The organism is Stenotrophomonas sp. 278, from assembly GCF_003935715.1.
GTDB classification, from domain to species: domain Bacteria; phylum Pseudomonadota; class Gammaproteobacteria; order Xanthomonadales; family Xanthomonadaceae; genus Stenotrophomonas; species Stenotrophomonas maltophilia_AH.
In genome coordinates this window covers 15,460-35,291 of sequence record NZ_RHPP01000027.1, presented here as the reverse complement: position 1 = coordinate 35,291, position 19,832 = coordinate 15,460, and the positions used below count along the sequence as shown (strand labels likewise).

42 protein-coding genes, 1 tRNA gene and 1 pseudogene are annotated in these 19,832 nt (G+C 64.4%); 19 read left to right on the top strand and 25 right to left on the bottom strand.

What is annotated here, in order from left to right; genetic code table 11:
• A pseudogene (locus EGJ34_RS06920) lies at positions 1–123 on the top strand (IS3 family transposase); the annotation flags it as partial.
• Here the strand turns inward: EGJ34_RS06920 and EGJ34_RS22150 are convergent.
• From EGJ34_RS22150 to EGJ34_RS06815, 24 genes are all read right to left on the bottom strand, one after another.
• Positions 78–560 carry a hypothetical protein gene (locus EGJ34_RS22150; protein WP_185750088.1) on the bottom strand — a complete coding sequence of 161 codons (483 nt, stop codon included), beginning with the start codon at positions 558–560 and terminating at the stop codon, positions 78–80. The pseudogene EGJ34_RS06920 and the gene EGJ34_RS22150 overlap by 46 nt on opposite strands.
• 315 nt (positions 561–875) lie before the next feature.
• Positions 876–977, bottom strand: a tRNA-OTHER gene (locus EGJ34_RS22145).
• Positions 978–1,050: 73 nt separating this feature from the next.
• Positions 1,051–2,088, bottom strand: coding sequence for a tyrosine-type recombinase/integrase (locus EGJ34_RS06915; RefSeq protein WP_125359765.1), 1,038 nt, complete (start codon positions 2,086–2,088; stop codon positions 1,051–1,053).
• Positions 2,089–2,090: 2 nt separating this feature from the next.
• Entirely contained in the window at positions 2,091–2,333 is a 243-nt protein-coding gene (locus tag EGJ34_RS06910; RefSeq protein WP_125359761.1) for a DUF4224 domain-containing protein, read from the bottom strand.
• A complete protein-coding gene (locus EGJ34_RS06905) occupies positions 2,302–2,526 on the bottom strand; it encodes a hypothetical protein (RefSeq protein ID WP_125359760.1) in 225 nt (74 codons plus the stop codon). The genes EGJ34_RS06910 and EGJ34_RS06905 overlap by 32 nt, the downstream gene beginning before the upstream one ends.
• Before the next feature lie 250 nt (positions 2,527–2,776).
• On the bottom strand, positions 2,777–2,965 hold the full coding sequence (locus EGJ34_RS06900) for a hypothetical protein (protein WP_125359759.1): 189 nt from the start codon (positions 2,963–2,965) through the stop codon (positions 2,777–2,779).
• The gene (locus tag EGJ34_RS06895; protein ID WP_125359758.1) at positions 2,958–3,185 is read right to left on the bottom strand and encodes a hypothetical protein; all 228 of its coding nucleotides are present in this window, start codon (positions 3,183–3,185) and stop codon (positions 2,958–2,960) included. The genes EGJ34_RS06900 and EGJ34_RS06895 overlap by 8 nt, the downstream gene beginning before the upstream one ends.
• Positions 3,186–3,322: 137 nt before the next feature.
• Positions 3,323–4,003 (bottom strand): DUF551 domain-containing protein, encoded by a 681-nt coding sequence (locus tag EGJ34_RS06890; RefSeq protein ID WP_125359757.1) that lies wholly within the window; start codon positions 4,001–4,003, stop codon positions 3,323–3,325.
• 395 nt (positions 4,004–4,398) lie between these two features.
• Positions 4,399–4,824: a hypothetical protein gene (locus EGJ34_RS22140; RefSeq protein WP_185750087.1), complete on the bottom strand. Its 426-nt coding sequence runs from the start codon at positions 4,822–4,824 to the stop codon at positions 4,399–4,401.
• 158 nt (positions 4,825–4,982) lie between these two features.
• Positions 4,983–5,279, bottom strand: a complete 297-nt coding sequence (locus tag EGJ34_RS06880) for a four helix bundle protein (RefSeq protein ID WP_125359755.1) — start codon at positions 5,277–5,279, stop codon at positions 4,983–4,985.
• A gap of 26 nt (positions 5,280–5,305) precedes the next feature.
• Positions 5,306–5,887: a DUF1566 domain-containing protein gene (locus EGJ34_RS06875; RefSeq protein ID WP_125359754.1), complete on the bottom strand. Its 582-nt coding sequence runs from the start codon at positions 5,885–5,887 to the stop codon at positions 5,306–5,308.
• Positions 5,884–6,219 (bottom strand): hypothetical protein, encoded by a 336-nt coding sequence (locus tag EGJ34_RS06870; protein WP_260476924.1) that lies wholly within the window; start codon positions 6,217–6,219, stop codon positions 5,884–5,886. The genes EGJ34_RS06875 and EGJ34_RS06870 overlap by 4 nt, the downstream gene beginning before the upstream one ends.
• Entirely contained in the window at positions 6,216–6,401 is a 186-nt protein-coding gene (locus tag EGJ34_RS06865) for a hypothetical protein (protein ID WP_125359753.1), read from the bottom strand. Before EGJ34_RS06865 ends, EGJ34_RS06870 begins: the two co-directional genes overlap by 4 nt.
• 69 nt (positions 6,402–6,470) lie before the next feature.
• Positions 6,471–8,219, bottom strand: a complete 1,749-nt coding sequence (locus tag EGJ34_RS06860) for a YqaJ viral recombinase family protein (RefSeq protein WP_125359752.1) — start codon at positions 8,217–8,219, stop codon at positions 6,471–6,473.
• A 2-nt stretch (positions 8,220–8,221) separates the two neighbouring features.
• A complete protein-coding gene (locus EGJ34_RS06855; RefSeq protein WP_125359763.1) occupies positions 8,222–9,004 on the bottom strand; it encodes a recombinase RecT in 783 nt (260 codons plus the stop codon).
• 5 nt (positions 9,005–9,009) lie between these two features.
• Positions 9,010–9,267 carry a hypothetical protein gene (locus tag EGJ34_RS06850; protein ID WP_125359751.1) on the bottom strand — a complete coding sequence of 86 codons (258 nt, stop codon included), beginning with the start codon at positions 9,265–9,267 and terminating at the stop codon, positions 9,010–9,012.
• Complete coding sequence (locus EGJ34_RS22135) at positions 9,264–9,404, bottom strand: hypothetical protein (protein ID WP_185750086.1); 141 nt, start codon at positions 9,402–9,404, stop codon at positions 9,264–9,266. The genes EGJ34_RS06850 and EGJ34_RS22135 overlap by 4 nt, the downstream gene beginning before the upstream one ends.
• Positions 9,401–9,625, bottom strand: a complete 225-nt coding sequence (locus EGJ34_RS06845) for a hypothetical protein (RefSeq protein WP_125359750.1) — start codon at positions 9,623–9,625, stop codon at positions 9,401–9,403. The genes EGJ34_RS22135 and EGJ34_RS06845 overlap by 4 nt, the downstream gene beginning before the upstream one ends.
• A complete protein-coding gene (locus EGJ34_RS22680; RefSeq protein WP_260476923.1) occupies positions 9,622–9,750 on the bottom strand; it encodes a hypothetical protein in 129 nt (42 codons plus the stop codon). The genes EGJ34_RS06845 and EGJ34_RS22680 overlap by 4 nt, the downstream gene beginning before the upstream one ends.
• Positions 9,747–9,947 carry a hypothetical protein gene (locus tag EGJ34_RS06840; protein ID WP_125359749.1) on the bottom strand — a complete coding sequence of 67 codons (201 nt, stop codon included), beginning with the start codon at positions 9,945–9,947 and terminating at the stop codon, positions 9,747–9,749. The genes EGJ34_RS22680 and EGJ34_RS06840 overlap by 4 nt, the downstream gene beginning before the upstream one ends.
• Positions 9,935–10,123 (bottom strand): hypothetical protein, encoded by a 189-nt coding sequence (locus EGJ34_RS06835; RefSeq protein WP_125359748.1) that lies wholly within the window; start codon positions 10,121–10,123, stop codon positions 9,935–9,937. Before EGJ34_RS06835 ends, EGJ34_RS06840 begins: the two co-directional genes overlap by 13 nt.
• Complete coding sequence (locus EGJ34_RS06830) at positions 10,120–10,485, bottom strand: hypothetical protein (protein ID WP_125359747.1); 366 nt, start codon at positions 10,483–10,485, stop codon at positions 10,120–10,122. Before EGJ34_RS06830 ends, EGJ34_RS06835 begins: the two co-directional genes overlap by 4 nt.
• 28 nt (positions 10,486–10,513) lie before the next feature.
• On the bottom strand, positions 10,514–10,918 hold the full coding sequence (locus tag EGJ34_RS06825; protein ID WP_221740389.1) for a DUF1566 domain-containing protein: 405 nt from the start codon (positions 10,916–10,918) through the stop codon (positions 10,514–10,516).
• 436 nt (positions 10,919–11,354) lie between these two features.
• Positions 11,355–11,858 (bottom strand): helix-turn-helix transcriptional regulator, encoded by a 504-nt coding sequence (locus EGJ34_RS06815; RefSeq protein ID WP_125359744.1) that lies wholly within the window; start codon positions 11,856–11,858, stop codon positions 11,355–11,357.
• A 71-nt stretch (positions 11,859–11,929) separates the two neighbouring features.
• Between EGJ34_RS06815 and EGJ34_RS06810 the strand changes: the two genes are divergently transcribed.
• Positions 11,930–12,133 (top strand): Rha family transcriptional regulator, encoded by a 204-nt coding sequence (locus EGJ34_RS06810; RefSeq protein ID WP_125359743.1) that lies wholly within the window; start codon positions 11,930–11,932, stop codon positions 12,131–12,133.
• 41 nt (positions 12,134–12,174) lie between these two features.
• On the opposite strand, the gene EGJ34_RS06805 is transcribed toward EGJ34_RS06810, so the two are convergent.
• Positions 12,175–12,438, bottom strand: coding sequence for a hypothetical protein (locus EGJ34_RS06805; RefSeq protein ID WP_125359742.1), 264 nt, complete (start codon positions 12,436–12,438; stop codon positions 12,175–12,177).
• A gap of 94 nt (positions 12,439–12,532) precedes the next feature.
• Between EGJ34_RS06805 and EGJ34_RS06800 the strand changes: the two genes are divergently transcribed.
• From EGJ34_RS06800 to EGJ34_RS06720, 17 genes are all read left to right on the top strand, one after another.
• Positions 12,533–12,718 carry a hypothetical protein gene (locus EGJ34_RS06800; protein WP_125359741.1) on the top strand — a complete coding sequence of 62 codons (186 nt, stop codon included), beginning with the start codon at positions 12,533–12,535 and terminating at the stop codon, positions 12,716–12,718.
• A 29-nt stretch (positions 12,719–12,747) separates the two neighbouring features.
• The gene (locus EGJ34_RS06795) at positions 12,748–12,945 is read left to right on the top strand and encodes a hypothetical protein (RefSeq protein ID WP_125359740.1); all 198 of its coding nucleotides are present in this window, start codon (positions 12,748–12,750) and stop codon (positions 12,943–12,945) included.
• Complete coding sequence (locus tag EGJ34_RS06790; RefSeq protein WP_125359739.1) at positions 12,942–13,259, top strand: winged helix-turn-helix domain-containing protein; 318 nt, start codon at positions 12,942–12,944, stop codon at positions 13,257–13,259. Before EGJ34_RS06795 ends, EGJ34_RS06790 begins: the two co-directional genes overlap by 4 nt.
• 2 nt (positions 13,260–13,261) lie before the next feature.
• Positions 13,262–14,089 (top strand): YdaU family protein, encoded by an 828-nt coding sequence (locus EGJ34_RS22675; protein ID WP_260476922.1) that lies wholly within the window; start codon positions 13,262–13,264, stop codon positions 14,087–14,089.
• Entirely contained in the window at positions 14,082–14,633 is a 552-nt protein-coding gene (locus tag EGJ34_RS06780) for a hypothetical protein (protein ID WP_185750085.1), read from the top strand. Before EGJ34_RS22675 ends, EGJ34_RS06780 begins: the two co-directional genes overlap by 8 nt.
• Positions 14,620–14,802 carry a hypothetical protein gene (locus EGJ34_RS06775; protein WP_125359738.1) on the top strand — a complete coding sequence of 61 codons (183 nt, stop codon included), beginning with the start codon at positions 14,620–14,622 and terminating at the stop codon, positions 14,800–14,802. Before EGJ34_RS06780 ends, EGJ34_RS06775 begins: the two co-directional genes overlap by 14 nt.
• Positions 14,799–15,077: a hypothetical protein gene (locus EGJ34_RS06770; protein WP_125359737.1), complete on the top strand. Its 279-nt coding sequence runs from the start codon at positions 14,799–14,801 to the stop codon at positions 15,075–15,077. Before EGJ34_RS06775 ends, EGJ34_RS06770 begins: the two co-directional genes overlap by 4 nt.
• Positions 15,077–15,514, top strand: coding sequence for a recombination protein NinB (locus EGJ34_RS06765; RefSeq protein ID WP_125359736.1), 438 nt, complete (start codon positions 15,077–15,079; stop codon positions 15,512–15,514). Before EGJ34_RS06770 ends, EGJ34_RS06765 begins: the two co-directional genes overlap by 1 nt.
• On the top strand, positions 15,511–15,987 hold the full coding sequence (locus EGJ34_RS22505) for a hypothetical protein (RefSeq protein ID WP_221740388.1): 477 nt from the start codon (positions 15,511–15,513) through the stop codon (positions 15,985–15,987). The genes EGJ34_RS06765 and EGJ34_RS22505 overlap by 4 nt, the downstream gene beginning before the upstream one ends.
• Positions 15,987–16,295: a nuclease domain-containing protein gene (locus tag EGJ34_RS06755; protein WP_125359735.1), complete on the top strand. Its 309-nt coding sequence runs from the start codon at positions 15,987–15,989 to the stop codon at positions 16,293–16,295. Before EGJ34_RS22505 ends, EGJ34_RS06755 begins: the two co-directional genes overlap by 1 nt.
• A gap of 35 nt (positions 16,296–16,330) precedes the next feature.
• Positions 16,331–16,630, top strand: a complete 300-nt coding sequence (locus tag EGJ34_RS06750) for a DUF1064 domain-containing protein (protein WP_260476921.1) — start codon at positions 16,331–16,333, stop codon at positions 16,628–16,630.
• Positions 16,627–16,857 (top strand): hypothetical protein, encoded by a 231-nt coding sequence (locus EGJ34_RS06745; RefSeq protein WP_125359733.1) that lies wholly within the window; start codon positions 16,627–16,629, stop codon positions 16,855–16,857. Before EGJ34_RS06750 ends, EGJ34_RS06745 begins: the two co-directional genes overlap by 4 nt.
• 35 nt (positions 16,858–16,892) lie before the next feature.
• Positions 16,893–17,336 (top strand): hypothetical protein, encoded by a 444-nt coding sequence (locus EGJ34_RS06740; RefSeq protein WP_125359732.1) that lies wholly within the window; start codon positions 16,893–16,895, stop codon positions 17,334–17,336.
• Between the two features lie 163 nt (positions 17,337–17,499).
• A complete protein-coding gene (locus tag EGJ34_RS06735; RefSeq protein WP_260476920.1) occupies positions 17,500–17,706 on the top strand; it encodes a hypothetical protein in 207 nt (68 codons plus the stop codon).
• Entirely contained in the window at positions 17,703–17,942 is a 240-nt protein-coding gene (locus EGJ34_RS06730) for a hypothetical protein (RefSeq protein ID WP_125359731.1), read from the top strand. The genes EGJ34_RS06735 and EGJ34_RS06730 overlap by 4 nt, the downstream gene beginning before the upstream one ends.
• Complete coding sequence (locus EGJ34_RS06725; RefSeq protein ID WP_125359730.1) at positions 17,926–18,420, top strand: hypothetical protein; 495 nt, start codon at positions 17,926–17,928, stop codon at positions 18,418–18,420. Before EGJ34_RS06730 ends, EGJ34_RS06725 begins: the two co-directional genes overlap by 17 nt.
• A complete protein-coding gene (locus EGJ34_RS06720) occupies positions 18,417–19,793 on the top strand; it encodes a PBSX family phage terminase large subunit (RefSeq protein WP_125359729.1) in 1,377 nt (458 codons plus the stop codon). The genes EGJ34_RS06725 and EGJ34_RS06720 overlap by 4 nt, the downstream gene beginning before the upstream one ends.
• Positions 19,794–19,832 lie beyond the last annotated feature (39 nt).

Sequence of the window (19,832 nt, the reverse complement as noted above, 5' to 3'; positions counted from 1 at the left end):
GCGGCACGAGCGGATGTGTTTGACTACATCGAGCGACGCCACAACCCTAGGATGCGCAGAAGGGTCGCCAAGCAGGATCAGAAGGTTGCAGCTCTTTTAGAACCGTCCGTGATATCGGGGTAGAACCCGACCTTTAGCCAGCGACTGAAGTTGTTGCATGTAGCTAGGATGAAGCGTTTCCGCTCGAGCACAAGATCAGCCGGATTCAGTACCTGCTCGACGAACCGGATCGCGCACTCATCCGTAAGTGCATCCGGTCGTGCATCGGTGCCTACAAATGCAATGAGTCGCCGCAGGTGTGACCGCCGCTCTTCAACGGTCTGGGTCTTGATTCGCTTGCTCTTCAGAAGCAACAGCCAGCCTTCGGCCAAGCTTTCAAGTAGAAGTGCGGAGGAGCCGTTCGCGATGGAGTAAGCCTTCCGCACATTCGCAAGATCTGTGGGAGCCAGGATCGGATCGCCGTCGCTGTCTAGCGAGTGCCCGGCTACATACCTCTCTGCGAAAGCGTCAAACCCGTCTTCCGACTCGCGACCGGCCTCCACTTCGCGAGCAAGCGCCAAGAGCGCTGAGGAGCCGGAGGGGGGAGGGGGGCGTTCTCAGCGCTCGTGATCAGGCGCTGGAAGTCAGCAATGACGGCATGCTTGAGCCTGTGGGCCGCCGTTTCGTCGCGCGTTCTGAGGGAGCGTTCAAGCAGTCGCTGCCCCACTGCTGCTCGAAGGCGTAGAGGTACAGGGACTTGGACGTAATAGACGCCGTTCTTGCGTCGAGTGAGGTACTGCGGGGAGGTCACGTTCTGGTAGTTATTCTGGAAGCAGTTCTGGAAGTCTGCCTCTGAGACCCTTCTCTGACAAGGGTTTCAACTACTTAGGTGCCAGTGGTGCCGAAGGTGGGACTCGAACCCACACGCTTTTAAGGGCGGCGGATTTTGAGTCCGCGCCTGTTTCCTTGTGGTGAAAGGCTTTCACCGCGATTTCCGCTCCGCTATCGGAAACCTTCTGCACCTTCCAAACCATTGCGTGGCGGGACTCAAAAATCCGTTGCGGAGCGGATTCAGCGAGTCGGAGTCGCCTTCTGGCCGCGCCTCTGCCGGGTGTAATGCTCGGTCATCGTGACGGTCGTGTGCCCCAGCTGCCGCTGCGCCTCGCGGATATCGCCGGCCGATTCGGCCTTGTCCGTCGCCGCCTTCGCGCGCAGGTCACGGAACTGCAGGCCTTCCACGCCGGCCGCCGCGCACGCCTTGGCCCAGCGCCTGGACATCATGGCCACGCTGACGGGTTCTCCCCGTTCACTGACGATCAGGTAGGTGCTGCGCACACTCTGGCCCGCCTTGCGACTGCGCAGGCGCTCCAGCAGCACCGCCAGCTCACCCTCGACCACGATGCGCAGCTTCGCCCTGGTCTTCGCCTGCCTGATGTTCACCGACCCGTCGCGAACGTCCATTTCCGTCAGCCGCAGCACGTCGGCCGGCCGCTGGCCCGTCAGGTAGGCCAGATCCATCGCGTCCTGCACAACGGTGTCCGCCGCGGCGCGGATAGCCTGGTACTGGTCGTCCTCGATGTAGGCATCCCGCCCGGTTTCCTTGAAGCCCTTGATGCCGGCGCAGGGGTTCGGCAGCGCGGTGTAGCCCTTGTCGCGGGCGAAGTTCCAGATGTGCGACAGCAGCGCCTTCTCCCGGTTCGCGCGCACCATGCCGGTGCCGCCCTTCGTCCGCCATGTCAGGTACTGGCGCACCCGCACAGGCGTGATGGCCTCCAGCGGGCACGGCGGGTCATCGAAGAAGCCCAGCAGCTTGTCCAGCTCCTTCCGGTTGTCCTGCTGCGTGCGTGCTGCCTTCGTCACAATCACCTCTCGGCGGTACGAGTCGCAGACGGTGCGGAACGTCAGCACGGCTACGGCCGGCGTCTTCCGACCGCCCTCATGCTTGGCCCATTCCCTCAGCGCCAGCCCATAGTCGCTGCCCAGCGGCAGTTCCTTGCGTTTGCCGTCGTCATCCAAGCCAGCGTCGTAATAGTAGTAGGTGATGCCAGATTTCTGCCGGCGCTCACGAAGCCGGGGGATCGCCCCGGCCTTCTTCGGTTTCCTGCCCATCCTCATGCCACCTTGTTCGGCTTCCACTCCGCGACCGCGCGGGCCTGCGCCACGGAGGCCTCCGGCGCGCCTTCCAGCGTAGCCCACAGCACCCGGGGCCGGCCATCCAGCCCCTTGTAGTGCGCGATCCCGTTGAGGATCAGGAATTCCAGCTGCTTCTCCCTGTAGGGCGTGCCGCACAGGCTCCGCATTTCCTCTCGGGAGAGGCACACGTCACTGGCGGTCTTCTGGCTGAATCGGGCCATGTTGTCCTCCTTCGGCGATAGCCAAGGCAGCGCGCAGCTGCTCGGCGGTGGAATGGGCTGCATCCCGCAGGCGCTGGTTCTCCGCCCGCAGGCGGATCAACTCATCAGCGGCAGTTACAAGTTGCTCGCGCAACACCTCCTTCGGCGGCTGGCGCATGCGGCGCGGCTGGCGGGGGAAGAGTTGAGGGTTCATAGCTTCCAACCCTCATGGCGAGCGGCAAGGGTGTGCAGGTCCTTCTCGTCCAGTCCCAAAGCCTTCGCAATGGCAGTCACCTGCCACGGCTGCAGAGATCGCTTCCCGCGGGTCTTCGACAGGCGCTGCCTCAGTGAATCCGGCCTCATTCCCACTATCGGAGCCAGCTTAGTCAGTGGAACGCCTATGTCCCATGCGCGCAGCTTGATCGCTCCGGAGAGGGTCGTAGGGTCATATCGATGCTGGCGGATCATGCGGAACCTCCAGCATGCGCCATGACCTTTACGGCCTCGGCCATGTCGCCGCGGGCGAGCGCCTGCAGGGCGAGTCCCCGCGCATCCCAGATACGAACGGTTGCCGGCGTAGCGCGTGCGAGATCCACGCCCGACAGCGCGGCCAGCTCGCGGCCAACGACGCGGTGGTCAGTAGCATCATTCATCGTATGACCCTCCCGCACGCTTCCAGAAATTCAAGCCCTGGTTGCACCACGGCAAATGGCGCTTGATCAGTCCCGCCTTCTCCATGCGCTTCAGCTCTTTCGAGGCATCCGGTGTACGCACTGACAGTTGCCGCGCGACGGCTGTGGTTGATTGCGGACCACGGCTCAGGCGCTCTGCGGCTCCGAGGAACCATAGGATTTCTGCGGAGTAATCACCCATGCCGCCCCGCCTTCCTGCACCACCGCCACCCAGCCCGCAGAGCGCGTCCGATCTGGACAGCCACCCAGACCTGCACGAATCCGATCACGACCAGCACGGCGAAGATGGCCCACTTCGTTGCGGTGAGCAGCAGTTGGTCAGCCATTGCCGTTCCCCTGGCTGTCGATCGCCGGAGCGGCTGGCAGCGGCATCCAATGGGTCGGTTGCGCCTTGTGGGGCCAGCGAGCCCATTGCTTGCCGTCCCAGAAGACCCCGTACACGTCGCTGACATAGCTGTCCCATACAGCGATCACCACGATCATCGGGTGCTTTGCCTTCGGCGCAGTCTCGATTGGCTGCCATTCGACCTGCGCAGGCTGGTACTCCTCGGCCGCTTCAATGGCGTTCTGCCATGGGAAGTTCGCGCTGCTGTGTTCGCCGATTTCCACGCCAGTGATGCGCTCGATGCTCTCGGCAAGTTCGTCAGCGGCTTCGTGGTAGCGGTCGCGCTGATCGATGGTTTCACCAAGCAAGCGGTCCAGGCCTTCCAAGTGGGCCTGCGAGGTCTGCCGGGGCGGGGCGGCGTAGAGGGGTTTCTTCTCATACGGGAGTCCGGACTGCTTGCCAATGAAATCGGCGTCACTCTCGACTTCGACGTATCCCCACGTGTCCGAATCTCCGATCCGAACGCCCCAAGCCACCACCTCACCCACCGGCTGGCGGGCGGCGAAATCAGCCTCAGCCTGCTTTCGGCCTGCGGCAAAGCCAGCATCCCATTTCGCTTCAAGCGCAGCGCACTCGTCGCATGCTTCTTCGGGATTTCCGTGCGGGCAGCTCATGACTTTGCGTCCTTCTTTGATTCGGAATTGGACAGGAGCGATTCAAGGTCGAAGGTGTGACCACGCCAAGTGATAGCCGTGTAGTGGTCAGGGATCGTCGCGCCGATAGTTACGCTCTCGATCCCGCTGGCGACCTGTCTCGCGTGTTCAAACAGGCACTCACTGCTATGGCGGTGACCGTTGTCCTTACTGGCATTGCAGTTGGGGCCTTTGCAGGTCACGGCAGAGTCTCCCGGGCAACAGCCGGGAGCGCCGCGTCAGTAATCATGGTGTTCATGCCTGCTCCTTGTGCTGGTGCCACTTGATCGTGAGGGTGCGCCGCTCGGCCTTGAGGCTGAATCGGCGGGGTCGGGCTGCGGAGTGCAGCCAGGGGAATCGGGTGTGGATGCGACGCATCAGCTGAGTCCCAAGGCTTCGGCGGCGGTCATCCCCTGCTTCTGGAGCCGGTGGCGAACCGTGGTGGCGCTCAGGCCAAGCTCCGCGCACCAGGCGCTCAATGGCTTAGTGACGCCGTTGACAGTGAGGTGCCTTTTCTCGCCTCGGGCGCGCGCCGGCTCAGTCAGAACGCGCTCATCGGGCCAGCCCATTCGCACGCGGCCTTGCAAAGTTGCGAGGCTAAATCCGGTCCTTTCCACCCATGCGGCGAGAGGGAGGGTTTCACCGTTGAGGGTCAGGAGACGGTTGTTCGACCTGTTCCGACCGTTCTCCTTCGCGCTCACCCAGCGGCAGTTTTCGGGGCTGTACCCGGCATTGTTGTCGATTCGGTCGAGCTGCTTGTCAGCCGGGCGCTCGCCCATGTCCGCCAAGAAGTTCTCGAACACGGACCACCGTTCACACACGGAGATGCCGCGACCGCCATACCGGGGGTAGTGCCGAGCCTTGGGGTTGCTGCAGCGGTGACGCATAGTGGCCCACACCGTGTACGTGTGGCCGCGCCGGCCGTCCGCCTCCCTGGTCATGCCGTGGGTACGAGCAACCATCACAGTACCTCCCAGAACTGCCCGAAGCTGCTATATGCACGCAACAGCTGGGCAACCTGCAGGTACTGCTTCAGCTCGTCGACCTTCCAGACCAGCTCGCCGACCAGTCGCGCCTGGGACGCGCGGTCCCGCCATGCGCGCCCGGCACCGGTCAGAACCTCCATCGCCTTGGAGCGGAGGTCTGAACCAACTGCGTAGCGGTGATAGCGCGGGAACGCGCGCACGGCCTTCTCAATGTCCACAAGCAACCTCTCGGACGCTTTGATGATCGGCGGGGGCTGGAATCTGGAAGTCATCGCTCAGCTCTTCTCAAAAAGGCCAATTACTGACTGGCGCGGCGCACGGCCAACACAAACCCGTCGTAGGCGCGGTGGTAGGAGCCGAAGTGGCCGTGGTCGAAGTGGACGCCCCACGCGTACGAGGCACCGCCCGCGTAGTCCGTGCTGGTCCAGTGCCAATGCGGCTTCACGCGCGGGAACAGGCTGGTATCGATGGCCGGATCAGTGCGGGTGTCGTCCACCAGGGCGGCCAGCTCGGAGCGGGTCGGCAGACGCCAGTCGTCGTGCCCCAGAAGTCGCAGCTCGCCGGCAGCCTTGACGCACGCGGCGTGATTCATCGGGTCGCCGTCCTCGTCGCCGATGGACTCCACAGCCCACATCAGGCCGGTGGCGTGGTCGATGATGGCCACATGCTCGGTGCGAGAGAAGTTCCTGCCGCTGTTGTTGGCGGTAGTTCCGTCGGCAAACAGCTTCGTGTGCGTCACGGCGACCTGGCCGACGGTGCGGGACAACTGATCGATGCCCAGCTCACGGTTCGGCAGCGGCCTCTCAACCTGCTGCACGCTGATGCTCGACCCATCAATGGTGATCGAGGCACCGCCGGTATGGATGGTTACTGCGTTCATTGCGACTCCTTGCGGGTGGATGGGGTGTTGCTCAGGAGAAACTGCGGGTCGATCTTCCAGCCGGCCTCGCGGGCGGCGGTGAGGCGTATTTCGTTGGCGTCGAAGTCGTCAAGCTCCAGGGCGGTGATGGCAGCTTCGATTTGCCTGGGTTGCATTGGCGCTTTGACCCTCTGGAAGCAGCGCCACACGCTGAACGGCTTGCATCCCCAGGCGTCGGCCAGCCATTTCAGATCGAGTCGCGCCTCATGCAAGTGGCGGCGAAGCAGGTCTCGGGCGGTGATATGGGCCGGTGCTGCGAGGCGCAGACTGGCTTTTCCGGCGAAGCTCTTCATGCAGTCATTCCCATACCGGCCAGCCGCTCCAGGCGCTCGGCTTCTGCGGTGTGGAACTCGTAGCGCTCCCTGGCCGTGAAGTAGCCCTGGTCGCCGGCTGCCAGCGCGAGCTGTGCTGCCTCCCGGCTCAATGCGGCCAGCCGTGCCGGGTCGTGGTCGAAGATGTCGAGCTGGTTACGCATGCTGGACTCCGTGGAATAGGTTGCCGGCTTTGGGGATGCCCGGCCGGCGCGGGCTGCTGCCTGTGGGGATCAGGCAGCCGTCTGCAGCCATTCGCTGCCCGCACGGAGTGCTGCGGCAGACAGGGCATTGCAGATGTCGAGGAACTGGGCGTCGTCGTAGAGCTTCGCGGCACCCTTCTCAGGCAGGGCGTTGAAACCCAGCTTTGCCAAACCCTCGGCGCTGATGGTCAGCGGCGCGATGCGGGCGTTGATGTCGCCGAGCTTGACCTTCACGACGGCGCGCGGGCCGGCTGCCGGTGCAACTGCAGGCGTGCGCACCAGGCCCACGACCGCACGCTGGTGCTGGTGCTGCGCAGGCTCGTCCACCGGCTCAGCCAAGGCCACCGGGTCCGGCTGCTGCTGCGCGGCTACCTGCTCGGCCTCTAGCTGCTTGCGGGCCTTGTCCGCCTCTTCCTGGCGGATGCGGTCACGCTCGAGCTGCAGGCGCTCTTCCTCGGCCTTCTTGTGCTCGCCGATGCGGGCTGCGATCAGGTTCCGCAGATCCTCCGGTGCCTTGCTGGCGCACAGCTGCACGCGGTCCGGGAAGAGCGCGCCGTAGGTGCCTTCCTCCATTTCCAGCACGCGGATGTTGGCGCGGATCCGATCGGCCGCCTGACTGGCAGTGATCTTCGCGTTGGTGGCCACCGTATCTACGGCGTCCTGCATGCTGGCGAAAGAGCGCTTGCCCTTGATGGCGGCGGCGATATCGGCCACCAGCGTTGCAGGCATCGGCAGGGCGTGCGCACCCAGGGTCTGGTTGATCGCCTGGACGTGATCGATCACCGCGCGGCGGGCGGCGTTGCCGATCTCCGTGCGACGCTCGTCCTTCCGCTTCGCCACCAGTTTGTCCAACGCCAGCCGGGTTTCCCGGGCTTGCGCGCTGATCTCGTCAATGGTCCGGAACAGCAGGTCGATGCTCTCGGTCTGGCTCAGGGCGTGCTGCTTCGCGCCCTTCAGCTGGTCCTCGATCTCGCCGCACCACTTCACCGTCTTCTCGGCGTCGGCAAAGTCCTGATCCGTGACCAGTTCCTGGCTGATGCCCTGGAACACCGCGATGGCCTGCTCCTTCCACTCGACCAGATTGGAAGCGGTCACCATGCCGGTCACTTCGATTCGGAGCGCGGGCATCTGGTCGGGGGCGCGGCCAGTGGCCGGGGCAGCGGCGGCAGGTGCAGGAACGAACGCGGCCACGTCGGCTTCCAGCTGGGCCCAGCCCGTCACGATGCGCGAGCGCAGCTCCAGATTCGGGGTGTACCAGCAGTGGCGCTCTTCCACCAGCTCCCAGCTGTCGCCCACGCGCTTCCACTCGGAAGCCATGAACAGCACACGCTCGCAGCCTTCGGCCACCATGCACTGGTGTTCCATCTGCACCTGGTACATGAGCGGAAGATCCGTCCCGGTGCAGCCGTCGAACATGGCCTCGCGCAGCGTCTCGTTCAGGCGCTTATGCTCGAAAGCGGTGTCTTCCAGCAGGGTGAGCCCGTCGAAGCTGGCGGAGTACTTGCCGCTCACGCCTGTGACCGGGTACAGGTCTTCGCCGACGATCTGCTCCGCGATGACGCGCGCCTGGGCTTCGTACTCATGCCCCGGGTCGATCACACGATCCTTCACAAAATCGCTGAACTCGCGCGGCACGCCTGCCGCCAATTCCTTCAGGAGGTCAGTGCGAGTGTGGTTGGTAGAGACGCCGAGCATGGACGGCGCGTCGCTGGCGTTGAAATGCTGCGCGCGGTGTTCGTGCCACTCCGGTGTGCCTTGGATCAGCTCAACGGTCCTCATGCTCAGCTCTCCTCGTCCTGCTCGGTGGTTTCGTCAACGTCGGTGGGCGGGTTGCGGATTTCCTTCAGCTGCTCGGCGGTGAACCTCGCCTTCGTCTGAAGCGTGGCGATCAGGTCCTCGGCTGACTTCTTGCCGCTGGCGATGATGTCCCACCACTTCGGCAGGTTTGCCGCGAAATCAGACTCCGAGTACAGCGGCAGCGCCTTGTCGGCGGTGATGCTCGAAGTTGAGCGCGGCGATTCACTGCCGGCAGGAATATCCATGACCTCTTCAGCGATGGGCATGCCGCGCAGCACGTCAGGGAAGACATCACGCAACGCAAAGGCGCGGGCGCGCATCTGGCGCATACGCTTCGGGTACTGCGTCCACGGCCCCTGCTTGCCGGCAAGGCCGGCTGCCTTGGCGTCCTCCATGCTGAAGGTGCGGACTTCCTCAGACTCGCCGCGGCGCTTCACACGGCACACCGCCGTTCCGCCATCGTCCGATTCGGTGATGTATTCACACAGCGGCGAGCTGCGCACCAGGGCGATTACTGCGTCACCCCACAGGGCCGGGCGGCCGTTGATGATGGCGATGTTCTGCAGAGCCTGAAGAGGCTTCAGGCCCAGCTCGGCACCCCACTGCATGGCGATCAGACAGTTGCCCGGCTTGCCCTTGAAGTCCTTCGGCACCAGGTCGCTTTCGGCGAGGATGTCGGAGAACTGCAGCGCCTGCTCGAAGGTCTGCGGGCTGAGGTCGAACTGCTGGCGCGGCTGCGCAGTCAGGGATGTCGGCGATTCGGTCATGGCGTTCAATGCAGGTCTTCCTTCTGGAGCTTGATTCGGGTGAAGGGCGGGGCGATGCGCATCTGCTTGCGGCGCTCCATCGCACGCCGGAACGCAGGCCATGCTTTGCGGGTTTCCATCCAGCAGAGGATCGAGAAGGCGATAGAGCCGGCGATGCCAAACACCACGAACGAATAGGCGTCGGTCTGAATGGCGCGGACCAGCAGCGCGGCGAAGAAGCCGACAGCCAGGACGCACATGAAGGGCGCGGTGAGGTGCTTCACGCTTCGTCTCCTTCCACGCAGATGCCGTTCACTGCTTCGTCGGCGTCTACAGGGTCAATGGGTGCCAGCGGGGCCGGCTTCGGGATTTCGGGGAACGCCTGGGCGAAGAGGCGGGAAAGCTCGGAATCGGGGGTCATTGGCCTTCGTCACTCGCCGGCTTGCAGCTGGAGGGCTTGGGCGCGTCGTCTTCAGTGACAATGGCTGCCGTAATAAACCCGGGCCACGCCGCCACCATGTAGAACACTTCGTCGCTCTTCACTTCCTGGGGGCCGCAGTCTTTGGCCTTGGCGTTAATCAGGGTGGCGGTGACAACTCCGCCGATGACCATGTAGAGAACTGCTGAGAGGAATGCGTTCACGCGAATGCTCCTTGAATCAACAGGGACGCCGCAGCTCCGACGATCAGCCCAGCGATGCCGCCAAAGATGAAGAAGGCCCGGGACACTTCACGCGTCACGTTCTGCACAAGCTGTTCAGCGCTCATGCCGCACCTTTCGGGTCGAGCTCGTCGCGGAACATGCGGCGGAGGCGCTGGGCTTCGGCGACCACTGCAGCACCACGGTCGCCGGCACGCTGCGCCGCACGGAGCTTTGCAAACAGCGGCGCGGGGCTCAGGCCAGCCTTCTGCACGTTCTCGCGCACGGTCTGGAACTGGCGGAAGTCGTAGATCACGGCAGCCATACAAAGTCCTCGTCGGTAACCGGGTCGTAGGTGGGGGAGGGCTGCTCGCCGTTGAGACGGCTCAGGCGGTTGAGGTTTTCGCGGCGGACGCGAGCGACCAGGGCGGGATCGAGCGGGGTCAGCTCCACCATCTCCGGCGGCTGATCGTTGAATGCGGATTCGGTCACGAACTTCATGCCGCTTCCCTCCGATCCGCCGCCATTTCCATGGCGTTCTGCTCCAGCCGGTTCCACTCTTCGGCGGCCGCGTCTTCGGCGTACTCCCAGAGAATCGGGGCAATGGCTTCGCGCAGCTGGTCGTGAAGCGTGAAGCCGGCCTGCGATCCGCTGGGCTGGTCTAGGTAAAATTGCGTCAGGTTCGGGACCAGCGTGTCTTCATCGGCCAGGAAGAAGTCCGCTACCGCCTCACCGACCTTCTTGCTGTCGGTCGCATACTCCAGCTTCAGATCATTGGCCCGCTGGGCGATCCACTCGGCGCGCGCTTCGTCTGCGCGGTCTGCCTCGTCGTCGCTACGTGCAATCTTCCAATCTGCGTTCATGTCATTGCCCCTATGTCAAAAAGGCCAATTACTGACTGGCGCGGCGCACGGCCAACACGAACCCGTAGTTGTTGCGGTGGTAGTAGTTGACGCCGCCGTTGCCGAAGTAGACGTCCCACGCGCACGAGGCAACGCCCGCGTACAGATCGCTCGTCCAGAACCAGCCGCTCTTCGGGAAGTCGGGGAAGGCAGCGGTATCGATGGCCGGCTCAATCCGGCTCAGGTCGACCAGCGAGTACAGCTCCTTCGTGGTCGGCAGACGCCAGTCGGTGTGGCCGGCGAAGTCCAGCGCGTCGCAGGCATCAATCGCGCCCTGGTGGGACTTCTTCTCGCTGAGCGGCTTGGCGATCCACTCCAGGCCGGTGCTGGCGTCGATCACAGTCAGGACGCCGCCGTGGGTCTGGGTGAAGCGCTGCTGCGACTGCTGGGTCATCTTCGTCTCCATGCCCCGGCCCGGAATTGGGTGGTGTGGGGCGATGGAGAAAAGATAGGCGTACCTATGGCTCGGGTCAATAGGCGAGCCTATAGGAACACCTATATTTTTATGAACGAATCAAATTCTGTTCAGTTAACCGTATCGGGATCGGAGCAGGCCAGCGTCTTCGAACGAGATCCCGTCTCGCATGCAGTCTTCCGCGCGTTCAAGATCTCGGTGAAGTTGGATTAGGTCGTCATCGGGGAGCTGCTCGACCCCGGCATAGCCGAAGCAAGCCTGGTCGATGAGCAGCTGCATGGGGTGACCCCAGCGCCGTCGGAAGTGGCGAATCATCCGACAATGTGATTCACGGACGATGCTGTCCATGGAGGCTGCTTGCCGGCTACTCACCAGTGCGAGGGCAGGGCGGTGCGCCTCGCCCGCGCTCAACTGCTTAGTTCGTGCCGCCAGCCGCCTTGCGAGTTCCTCGAATCGATCCTTGTCCTGCATCATCCTGCCCCCTGATCTTCTTTGCTAGCGCCTTCGTCAGGTCGAGAACGTTCTCAGAGCGCACTGGGCCTCCGAACGATTCGACCACTTCATAGGCGATATCCAGCATATCGGGGTCGCTGATCCAGTCGGCTGGCGAGCCGGCAAAATCCAGGTAATGCCTCAGCAAGAGTACCGCCGAGGCCATCTTCTGAAAGTCGGGTCGCGTAGGTTGAGACGCGGTGCTGCGCCCCTCACCGGTGAGGATGTACTCGGGAGTAGTTCCAAGGAAGCGAGCGGCAGCCAGAAGGTTGTCACCCATGATCATTTTGGTAGCGGGCTTCGACGCCGTGTCGCTGAACCACTGGGACATGGATGGTTGGGAGCGGCCACAGGCGCGTGCGAGGTCTGTTTGAGACAGCCCCTTTTCGTCCAGCAGAGATTTAATTCGTCGGGCCCACGCTTCCATCAGGTAAGCCTACCGAAACATGATTTAGGCGAACCTATTGACAACGTCATAGGCGCACCTATACTCGCGGCATGGACAAGACTCCCGACTCCGAAGTGATCGACCGTCTGGGCGGAACCGCCGCAGTCGCACGCCTTTGCAAAGTCCGCTCGCCCTCCGTGAGTGAGTGGCGCACGAACGGCATTCCTCCGGCACGACGGCAGTTCCTCGAGCTGCTGCGGCCCGACGTGTTCGGCGACACCCCCAAGAAGAAGGGGGTGCGCCGTGCGGCTTGACCCGCGAATGCCGGTTCTGGTGCTGGACGAGCGCGGCCGGATCATTCCTCCGGGTAGTCGATTCGTCCACGCAGAGCGGCGATCGCCTCGTTCAACTGATGCTCCAGCCCCTCCATGTGCGCGTCCGAACAGCACGGGTGAGGAAGGCTCGTCGCGATCATCCGGTGCTGAGTCTGCTGGAGATAGGCCATGACCTTTTCCGGCGGGTTGCCCCATTCCCGAAGCACAACGTTCATCAGCACGTCGAATCCCACGATTCGGCCTTCCAGCTGCTGAATCTTCCGTTCCAACTGTTCCAAGTTCATCCCTGTCTCCGTCGTAGTTGAGGTTGTCTCGCAACTCCAATGCTACGGCGGGGACGGGCCCCAAGTAACCACCCATCACTGACCCCCTACGGACATGTACGCAGACCCCACCCACATTCGCGACAACGAAGTGAAGATCCGCCTGAACGACGACGAGCTCGCCGTTGTCGAGGCACTCGCCCGGTTCAACCAGCAGCAGCGCGCCGTGTTCGTGCGCAAGGTCCTGCTCGCTGGCGTCCAGAGCATGCAGAAGGGTAGCCGCGAGCTGCAGGCAGCCTGAAGGCCCGTTCCCGGCCCAGGGGAGGCCCTGTGGAAATTGCAACGAATCTCAGCCCGGCGGAAATGGAAGCGCTGCGGCAGGTGGCAGGCCGTCTGGGAGTGACGGTCGAGGAAGCGGCAGAGGCCGCGTTTAAGCGCGGGTTGGACGACATGTTCCGCCTGCCGCAGACACAGGGGACGGTCGTCCCTATTCAGGGCCTGAAAAATCCCGAGAGAGGTACGCCATGAACCACCCAGCACGCAACGACGACCCCAGCAGCAGCCATGAGGCTGCCGACTTCATCGTGGGCTCTGGCAAACAGGCCCAGCAGCAGGCGCAGGCCGCTGCGGCTGTACGCAAACACCCCGGAATGACCAGCCTGGAGCTGGCGCGCGCCACCGGCATCGACCGGTTTGTGCTGGCGCGCCGGCTTCCGGAGGTCGAAAGGGAGGGCCTCATTCGGCGCGGGACAGTCCGCAAGTGCGCGGCGAGCAATGGCCGCAGCGGCGTGACGTGGCACCCGGTGAATCGCTCCACGGACGATACGCCGCGCGCAGCCTGACCATGAACTACTACGAGCATCACATCGGCGATTACGCAGCAGCGACAGCGCACCTGTCTCTGCTGGAGGACGCGATCTACTCGCGCCTGCTGCGCCGCTACTACCTTCAGGAAGAGCCGTTGCCGGCCGAGCAGCGCCAGGTCGCGCGCTTGGCCGGCGCGCGGTCGCCGGAAGAGCTGGAGGCCGTGCAGGTGGTGCTGGAGGAATTCTTCGTGCTGGAGGGCGATGGCTGGCACAACAAGCGCGCCGACGAGGAAATCGAGCGGTATCAGGAGAAGCAGAACAAGGCCAGGGCCAGCGCCAATGCCCGGTGGGGCAGGTCCGCACAGCCAAGGCAATGCGATGGCAATGCGGACGGAATGCGAACGCATAACGAACGCAATGCTCACCAGACACCAGACACCAGTCTTACTCCAGATACCTCCACTCAAGCACCAGAGATCTCTGAGGGCGCGAGCGACGCCGGGCGCGCGTGCCGGTTGATGCGCGCCGCTGGCTGCCACACGACGAACCCCAGCCACCCGATGCTGCTGGCCGCGCTGGCCGAGGGCGTCACCCCCGAGATGCTCGCCGACACGGTGAGGGAGGGCCTGAGCCGTGCCCCACCTGTCGGCAAGCCATTCCCCTGGGCGATCACCACCGCCCGATCACGCCATGCCGAGGGCGCTGTAGCGCCCGTCATCGCCACCGGAAACGCCCATGCAACACGCCGCCAGTCACCTGCCGAACGAGTTCAAGCCAACATCGACCGCGCCGAAGCCGAGCAGCAGCGCCTTGCCAGCTCCGCAGTCCTCGAAGGTCATGCAACAGCTCTGGTTGCGCATGGCTGAGATTTACGGCCACCGCTGGAGTAGCTCCTACGGAGACGACCCCGCCGGCAGCGCCGCGCAGACGTGGGCGAAGGGCATGGCCGGCCTCACGCCGCAGCAGGTGGCGGACGGTATCGGCAGCAGCATCGCCTGTGCCGACCCCTGGCCGCCGACGCTGCCCGAGTTCCGCCTGCGCTGCCTGGGCATCCCGACGTTCGCCGCGGTGCGCGCTGACGTTGGTCGGCAGGACGGTTTCAGCCGGCTGGTGTGGCAGTACCTCGACGGGCACCGCTACCGCCTCGCCAGCTCCGACAAGGCCGACAAGCTGCTGGCCGAAGCCTACGACCAGGCCAAGGAGTTCGTGATGCGCGGCGGCCAGCTGCCGGGCGAACCAGTGGCCGAAATCGGGCACGAAGAGCGCGAGGTGACGCCGGCCACGCGCGAAGAGGTCCAGAAGCACATGGACCAGATTGCCCGCGAGCTGCACCTGTCCCCGGCAGAGGTCGAGGCGATGGGCTCGGATGGCGTGATCGAAGCGGGGGAGGGCATCCATGCCAACACCTGACGAGCTGCGCAGCGCCAAGCAATCCGGCCGCTGGATGCGCGAGGCGCACAAAGACCGAGGCGCGGTGCCCATGTTTGCGATGGGTGAGGACGGCCACCAGCTGCGCAAGGCGTGGCAGGCGGGCTTGAATGAACGGGATTCAGAGATCAAGAGGGGGATTGCGGCATGAGCGACATCGAGAAGAGGGCGCGGGAGCTGCTCAAATCCGAGTGCCGGGACCTTCGGGACGAGGCGTTCGAGTACGGCTCGATGATGACGGTAATTAACCTGCATGTCGTGATGAGAGCGCTGCGCACCGCCCTCACCCCGCCGGCTGGCTACGTGCTGGTGCCGGTGGAGCCGACTGAGGCGATGCGTGACGTGCTACTGGACATGCTGACCAACTGCCACACGGTCACAGAGTCCTATGACCAACTGATCGCCGTTCGCCCGGAGGTGTTGTGATGGCCGATAAGCGCCTATTCGCATTGCGCCACGACAACCCGCGCCGCCCCCTGGTGATGGACTCGGCGATATCGGAAATCCGGCATCGGGTCGCCGCCGGCGAGGACTTCGACGTCACGGTGAGCGAGCCGAAGCGCACGCTGGCCGAGAACGCCCTGCTACACGTCCTGATCACCGAGCTGGCCGGCCAGTTGGAATGGGCCGGCAAGAAGCGAGACGCCGAGACGTGGAAGCGCCTGTTGGTGGCCGCCTGGATGCGCGCCGAGGGGAAGCCAATCGAGATCCTGCCGGCGTTGGACGGTAACGGCGTGGAGCTGATCCCGGTGCGCACCAGCGGGTTGGGCAAGAAGGCATGCGCCGATCTGATCGAGTTCATCTATGCCTGGGGTGCCGAGCAGGGCATCCGCTGGGTTGCCTACGACCGGAGTGCCGCATGATCGCCCAGCTCGCAATTGCCGCAACTGGTGTCACGGCCATCTGGCTGACCCAGTCCAAGAGTGAGCGGGCGCGCCGGCATGCCTGCCTGTTCGGCCTATCCGGCCAGCCCTTCTGGTTCGTCGCAGCCATCAGCGCTGAGCAGTGGGGCATCGTGGTGCTGTGCTGCTTCTACACCGTGGCCTGGGCGCGCGGCGTCTGGAGCAACTGGATCGTCAGTCGGCCGAAGCCCACGATCCTGAGCCGGGAGTCGAGTCAGTGCGTGCATTGCGGCGGTGGCCCTGTCTTTTGCCGCCACTGCATGCCGAGCGAGGCAGACGAATGCGGCTGCCATGCCTGCCGCCCGCTGCGCCTGGACGACATGCGGGTGATCGTGTGCCAGGTGTGCGGCAACAAGCGCTGCCCGAAGGCGACCGACCACCGCAACGCCTGCACCGGCAGCAACGAGCCGGGCCAGCCGGGGAGCAACTACTGATGCACGGCAACTATCGCGACCGATCACTGCTCGACCTGGCCTACCAGCTCACCTGCACCCTGCAGATCGACGGGGTGTGCGAGGGAGGCCCGGGCGAGCCCTGTCACAGCAACCAGAGCCGGCACGGCAAGGGCGGGGCGCTCAAGGCGCATGACTGCTTCTTTGCCAGTGGTTGCCGGGCCTGCCATAGGGAGTTGGACCAGGGTCGGCACTTCACCCGCGAGGAGAAGGCTGACATCTGGCAGCGCGGCCACGAACGCACCTTGCTGCAGCTGTTCGAGCAGGGCCTCATAAGGGCCGCAGCATGAAGCACTACGCGCTCGGCCGGTTGAAGCCCGGCACCATGAATAAGACTGAGGCCGCCTATGACGCGCACCTCGCCCTGTTGCAGGCCGCTGGCGAGATCCAGTGGCGTCGGTTCGAGGGCGTGAAGCTGCGCCTCGCTGACAAGACGTTCTACACCCCTGACTTTGCCGTGATGGCCGCCGATGGCGTGCTGGAGATGCATGAGGTGAAGGGCTTCTGGGAAGACGATGCCAGGGCAAAGATCAAGGTCGCCGCCGACCAGTACCCGTTCCGGTTCCGCGCGGTGATGGCGCGCCCGAAGGGGAAGGGCGGTGGCTGGGTGGAGGAACTGTTTTGAGCCGCGCCGCAGACATCCGCGCCTGGCTCGCGGCCAACCCCGGCTGGCACTTCGCCTCGGACATCGCCGACGGGTTGGAAGCGTCGGGTAACGCTCGCGTCCGGATCTTCGTGCAGCTCGGGAACATGGCCGCCCTCGGGCATCTGACGAGAGTCGGCCGGCACCGGCTAATGCGTTACACCCTGGGCCGCGAGGTTCGGAAGTACGAGCGGAAGACAGCTGCATGACCACCGTGACCGCACTCCACAGGGGAGGTCGAAACATGGGCAAATCCGTTGAAGCCGCGCCGCGCGCCGGTAGAACTACTACTGCCTTCCGACAGGTCTGGAAGCCCCGCGTTCTGTGCGTGGTTGACCCAGCCAGCCCGATGGAGGCGGTGTCCCGAATCGTCCCCCGAATCACGGAGAACCAGCGCGCATGTGGTGTGGCCAGCTATCTGCTTATCGACCCAGCAACCTCGCAGGCATTCGTGCTGGCCGAGGACAAGCCTGTGGCGGTGGAGATGGCCCGACTGGCCGCGCGCTCGCCGTACTGGCCCTGGTTGGTGGGTACGTACCGCTTCAGCAGGTCCGACTCGCAGGCCGCTGCGGACGTGCTGGACGACATTCGGGAGCATCTGGGGATCGTTCCGCCAGCAGTGACCGCGCCGGCCCCGGACTCTGGAGTGCAGCTGGACCTGTTCGCCCAGATGGACGCCGCCGCATGACCAGCATTCATCGCCCCTCCGCCGAGGGTTGTATCGGCGGCCCCAGCTGGCAGGTGGGTAACAGCCAGCACCTAGGGAGCGGGTTGCCACGTTGTGGCGGCGGGGACGGGCTGCAACCCGGGACCGTGACACTTTCCGCCCGCGCGACCGAGGAGGCCCTGTGGTGATCCAGGAAGATGCAATCACCCAGGGCCTGCAATATCTCGCCCGCGAGTTCAGCCTGAGCCGACAGGAGTGGCGCGACCACCACCGCGGCGGCGACAGCCTGCTCGACGCCTTGGTAGGTCACGGCTATGCCCAGGAGCAGGGCGAGCGCTTTGGCATCACAGCTCGGGGGCAGGCGCGGTTGCACGCGGAGGCCACCCCATGACCTACAAACTGATGGATTGGGCCTGTGACGTTCTCCGGCACCACCAGCGAGGCCATGGGCGCATGCCTGACTGCCTGCTGCTGACAGCGGGGCAGGCGCATGGATTGGTGGCAGAGATTGCCCACACGACACGGGGGCGTCGCCAGCTGCGGATTGATTCCGTCAGGAAGGGCGAGGTGTACCTGATGGGCGTTCCCATTCGGCTGTTCGAGGTGGAGCATGGCAGCACCTCGTAAGCAGACCAAGGCCAGCCCAGGCAAAAAGGCTGCCAAGCCGACTGGCCGACCGAGCAGTTACACGCAGGACCTGGCAGAGCGAGTGTGCGCGCTGATTGCCCAAGGCGACAGCGTTGCCACCATCGGAGCAATGGACGGCCTGCCTGACGCGAGGACCATATTCAGGTGGCTGGCCTCGAACGCTGGAGGGACTGAGGATGACCCCGCCAGCTTCCGGCAGCAATACATGCGCGCGCGCGCGAGCCGGGCTGATGCTCGGTTCGAGCGCCTGGACGAGATCATGGAAGAGGTTCGCACCGGCAAGCTGGATCCATCGGCCGCCCGCGTCATGATGGACGCCATCAAGTGGCAGTCGGGCAAGGAGAACGCCAAGCGTTACGGCGAGAAGCTGCAGTTGGCCGACGCTGACGGCGACAAGCTGCCGCCGCCGCCGCCGTTCTACATCATGCCGGTGGCCCCGCCCGCCAGGGACGAATGAAGCGGGCCGTAAAGTCGCCACAGCCGCGCAAGCTGGAGCCCCATACGCCGCTCTCCCTGCCGGTCAAGCTGGTGCCGGTGCTGGAGCCGAAGCAGTTCAAGGTGCTGTACGGCGGGCGCGGCTCGGCCAAGTCCCACAGCGTGGCGCAGATTCTCGTCATGCTGTCGATGCAGGCCAAGCACCGCATCCTGTGCCTGCGCGAGATCCAGAAGTCGGTGGCGCAGTCCTCGAAGCGAGTCATCGAGGACTACATCCTCAAGATGGGGCTTTCGGCCTACTTCAAGGTCAACAAGAAGGCCGAGGACGGCATCACCTGCCTGCTGACCGGCAGCACATTCAGCTTCTCGGGCCTACAGGACCACACGGCTGACAGCATCAAGTCGTTCGAGGGTGCCACCCTGGTGTGGGTGGAAGAGGCGTCCAACGTCTCGACCAACAGCTGGAACAAGCTGATTCCGACCATCGTCCGCACCACCGGGGCGGAAATCTGGGTCACCTTCAACCCGGATCAGGAAGACGACTACGCCTACAAGCGCTGGGTCACCGGGCATGACCCCGACGCGATCGTCATCCAGATCAACTGGAAGGACAACCCCTGGTGGAACGAGGCCATGGAGAAGGAGCGGCTCAAGACGCTCGCCATCTCCCAGGACCTGCACGACCACATTTTCGGCGGAAAGCCGCGCGGCAAGGCCGGCATCCTGTTCAAGCGGCACTGGTTCAAGCGCTTCAACCTGGGCGACCAGCCGAAGGGGATGCGCTACTACCTGTCCAGCGACTATGCCGGCGCTCCCGACCCGGACGATCCCGAGGCCGATCCCGACTGGACCGAGCATGGCTGCATGGGCATGGACCATACCGGGGACACCTGGCTCACCGACTGGTGGAGCGGGCAGGAGGACCCTTCTGTGTGGATTCGCGCCTGGCTGCAGATGATCCGTCGTAACAAGCCCATCAAGGCGTTCGAGGAGAAGGGCGTCATCCTTCGCTCGGTCGATGGCGCTATCCGCCGCGCCATGAAGGAAACGCAGACCTTCGTGTCACGTGAGCCGCTGGCATCTGCCGGCAGCAAGGCGGACCGCGCGCTGGGCTTTGCCGCCCGCGCTGCCACCGGCTCGGTGCACGTGCCCAACACCGATTGGGGCGACCGCCTGATTGACCAGTTGTGCGCCTTCACCGGCGAGGATGGCCGGCGAGACGACATGGTGGACGTGTGCACCCTGTTCGGCCGCGGCATCGACCTGATGGCCCACGGGAGCCTGCCGCCCGAGGCCGAGCCGCCCAAGCCAGCGCCGTTCACCGAGAAGTGGTTTAGAGAGCGAGACGCCGCAGATCGCGCCGAAGACGAGCAGGCAGCCGGCTACTACCGTTGAAGCCTTCCCCCGTAGCGGCATCGTTGGGGCAAATGACCC

Coding starts and splice junctions, on each gene's coding strand:
- EGJ34_RS06815 (WP_125359744.1), bottom strand. CDS start 11,858: ATGGAAGCGTGGGCCCGACGAATTAAATCTCTGCTGGACGAAAAGGGG.
- EGJ34_RS06895 (WP_125359758.1), bottom strand. CDS start 3,185: ATGGGTGATTACTCCGCAGAAATCCTATGGTTCCTCGGAGCCGCAGAG.
- EGJ34_RS06905 (WP_125359760.1), bottom strand. CDS start 2,526: ATGAACCCTCAACTCTTCCCCCGCCAGCCGCGCCGCATGCGCCAGCCG.
- EGJ34_RS06755 (WP_125359735.1), top strand. CDS start 15,987: ATGCACGGCAACTATCGCGACCGATCACTGCTCGACCTGGCCTACCAG.
- EGJ34_RS22675 (WP_260476922.1), top strand. CDS start 13,262: ATGAACTACTACGAGCATCACATCGGCGATTACGCAGCAGCGACAGCG.
- EGJ34_RS06730 (WP_125359731.1), top strand. CDS start 17,703: ATGACCTACAAACTGATGGATTGGGCCTGTGACGTTCTCCGGCACCAC.
- EGJ34_RS06825 (WP_221740389.1), bottom strand. CDS start 10,918: ATGACCCAGCAGTCGCAGCAGCGCTTCACCCAGACCCACGGCGGCGTC.
- EGJ34_RS06835 (WP_125359748.1), bottom strand. CDS start 10,123: ATGAAGTTCGTGACCGAATCCGCATTCAACGATCAGCCGCCGGAGATG.
- EGJ34_RS06860 (WP_125359752.1), bottom strand. CDS start 8,219: ATGAGGACCGTTGAGCTGATCCAAGGCACACCGGAGTGGCACGAACAC.
- EGJ34_RS06875 (WP_125359754.1), bottom strand. CDS start 5,887: ATGAACGCAGTAACCATCCATACCGGCGGTGCCTCGATCACCATTGAT.
- EGJ34_RS06805 (WP_125359742.1), bottom strand. CDS start 12,438: ATGAACTTGGAACAGTTGGAACGGAAGATTCAGCAGCTGGAAGGCCGA.
- EGJ34_RS06775 (WP_125359738.1), top strand. CDS start 14,620: ATGCCAACACCTGACGAGCTGCGCAGCGCCAAGCAATCCGGCCGCTGG.
- EGJ34_RS06740 (WP_125359732.1), top strand. CDS start 16,893: ATGGGCAAATCCGTTGAAGCCGCGCCGCGCGCCGGTAGAACTACTACT.
- EGJ34_RS06810 (WP_125359743.1), top strand. CDS start 11,930: ATGGACAAGACTCCCGACTCCGAAGTGATCGACCGTCTGGGCGGAACC.
- EGJ34_RS06750 (WP_260476921.1), top strand. CDS start 16,331: ATGAATAAGACTGAGGCCGCCTATGACGCGCACCTCGCCCTGTTGCAG.
- EGJ34_RS06840 (WP_125359749.1), bottom strand. CDS start 9,947: ATGGCTGCCGTGATCTACGACTTCCGCCAGTTCCAGACCGTGCGCGAG.
- EGJ34_RS06880 (WP_125359755.1), bottom strand. CDS start 5,279: ATGACTTCCAGATTCCAGCCCCCGCCGATCATCAAAGCGTCCGAGAGG.
- EGJ34_RS06910 (WP_125359761.1), bottom strand. CDS start 2,333: ATGGCCCGATTCAGCCAGAAGACCGCCAGTGACGTGTGCCTCTCCCGA.
- EGJ34_RS06770 (WP_125359737.1), top strand. CDS start 14,799: ATGAGCGACATCGAGAAGAGGGCGCGGGAGCTGCTCAAATCCGAGTGC.
- EGJ34_RS06865 (WP_125359753.1), bottom strand. CDS start 6,401: ATGCGTAACCAGCTCGACATCTTCGACCACGACCCGGCACGGCTGGCC.
- EGJ34_RS22680 (WP_260476923.1), bottom strand. CDS start 9,750: ATGAGCGCTGAACAGCTTGTGCAGAACGTGACGCGTGAAGTGTCCCGG.
- EGJ34_RS06830 (WP_125359747.1), bottom strand. CDS start 10,485: ATGAACGCAGATTGGAAGATTGCACGTAGCGACGACGAGGCAGACCGC.
- EGJ34_RS22505 (WP_221740388.1), top strand. CDS start 15,511: ATGATCGCCCAGCTCGCAATTGCCGCAACTGGTGTCACGGCCATCTGG.
- EGJ34_RS06720 (WP_125359729.1), top strand. CDS start 18,417: ATGAAGCGGGCCGTAAAGTCGCCACAGCCGCGCAAGCTGGAGCCCCAT.
- EGJ34_RS06800 (WP_125359741.1), top strand. CDS start 12,533: ATGTACGCAGACCCCACCCACATTCGCGACAACGAAGTGAAGATCCGC.
- EGJ34_RS06855 (WP_125359763.1), bottom strand. CDS start 9,004: ATGACCGAATCGCCGACATCCCTGACTGCGCAGCCGCGCCAGCAGTTC.
- EGJ34_RS06900 (WP_125359759.1), bottom strand. CDS start 2,965: ATGAATGATGCTACTGACCACCGCGTCGTTGGCCGCGAGCTGGCCGCG.
- EGJ34_RS06765 (WP_125359736.1), top strand. CDS start 15,077: ATGGCCGATAAGCGCCTATTCGCATTGCGCCACGACAACCCGCGCCGC.
- EGJ34_RS06890 (WP_125359757.1), bottom strand. CDS start 4,003: ATGAGCTGCCCGCACGGAAATCCCGAAGAAGCATGCGACGAGTGCGCT.
- EGJ34_RS06915 (WP_125359765.1), bottom strand. CDS start 2,088: ATGGGCAGGAAACCGAAGAAGGCCGGGGCGATCCCCCGGCTTCGTGAG.
- EGJ34_RS22135 (WP_185750086.1), bottom strand. CDS start 9,404: ATGACCCCCGATTCCGAGCTTTCCCGCCTCTTCGCCCAGGCGTTCCCC.
- EGJ34_RS06780 (WP_185750085.1), top strand. CDS start 14,082: ATGGCTGAGATTTACGGCCACCGCTGGAGTAGCTCCTACGGAGACGAC.
- EGJ34_RS06870 (WP_260476924.1), bottom strand. CDS start 6,219: ATGAAGAGCTTCGCCGGAAAAGCCAGTCTGCGCCTCGCAGCACCGGCC.
- EGJ34_RS06790 (WP_125359739.1), top strand. CDS start 12,942: ATGAACCACCCAGCACGCAACGACGACCCCAGCAGCAGCCATGAGGCT.
- EGJ34_RS06725 (WP_125359730.1), top strand. CDS start 17,926: ATGGCAGCACCTCGTAAGCAGACCAAGGCCAGCCCAGGCAAAAAGGCT.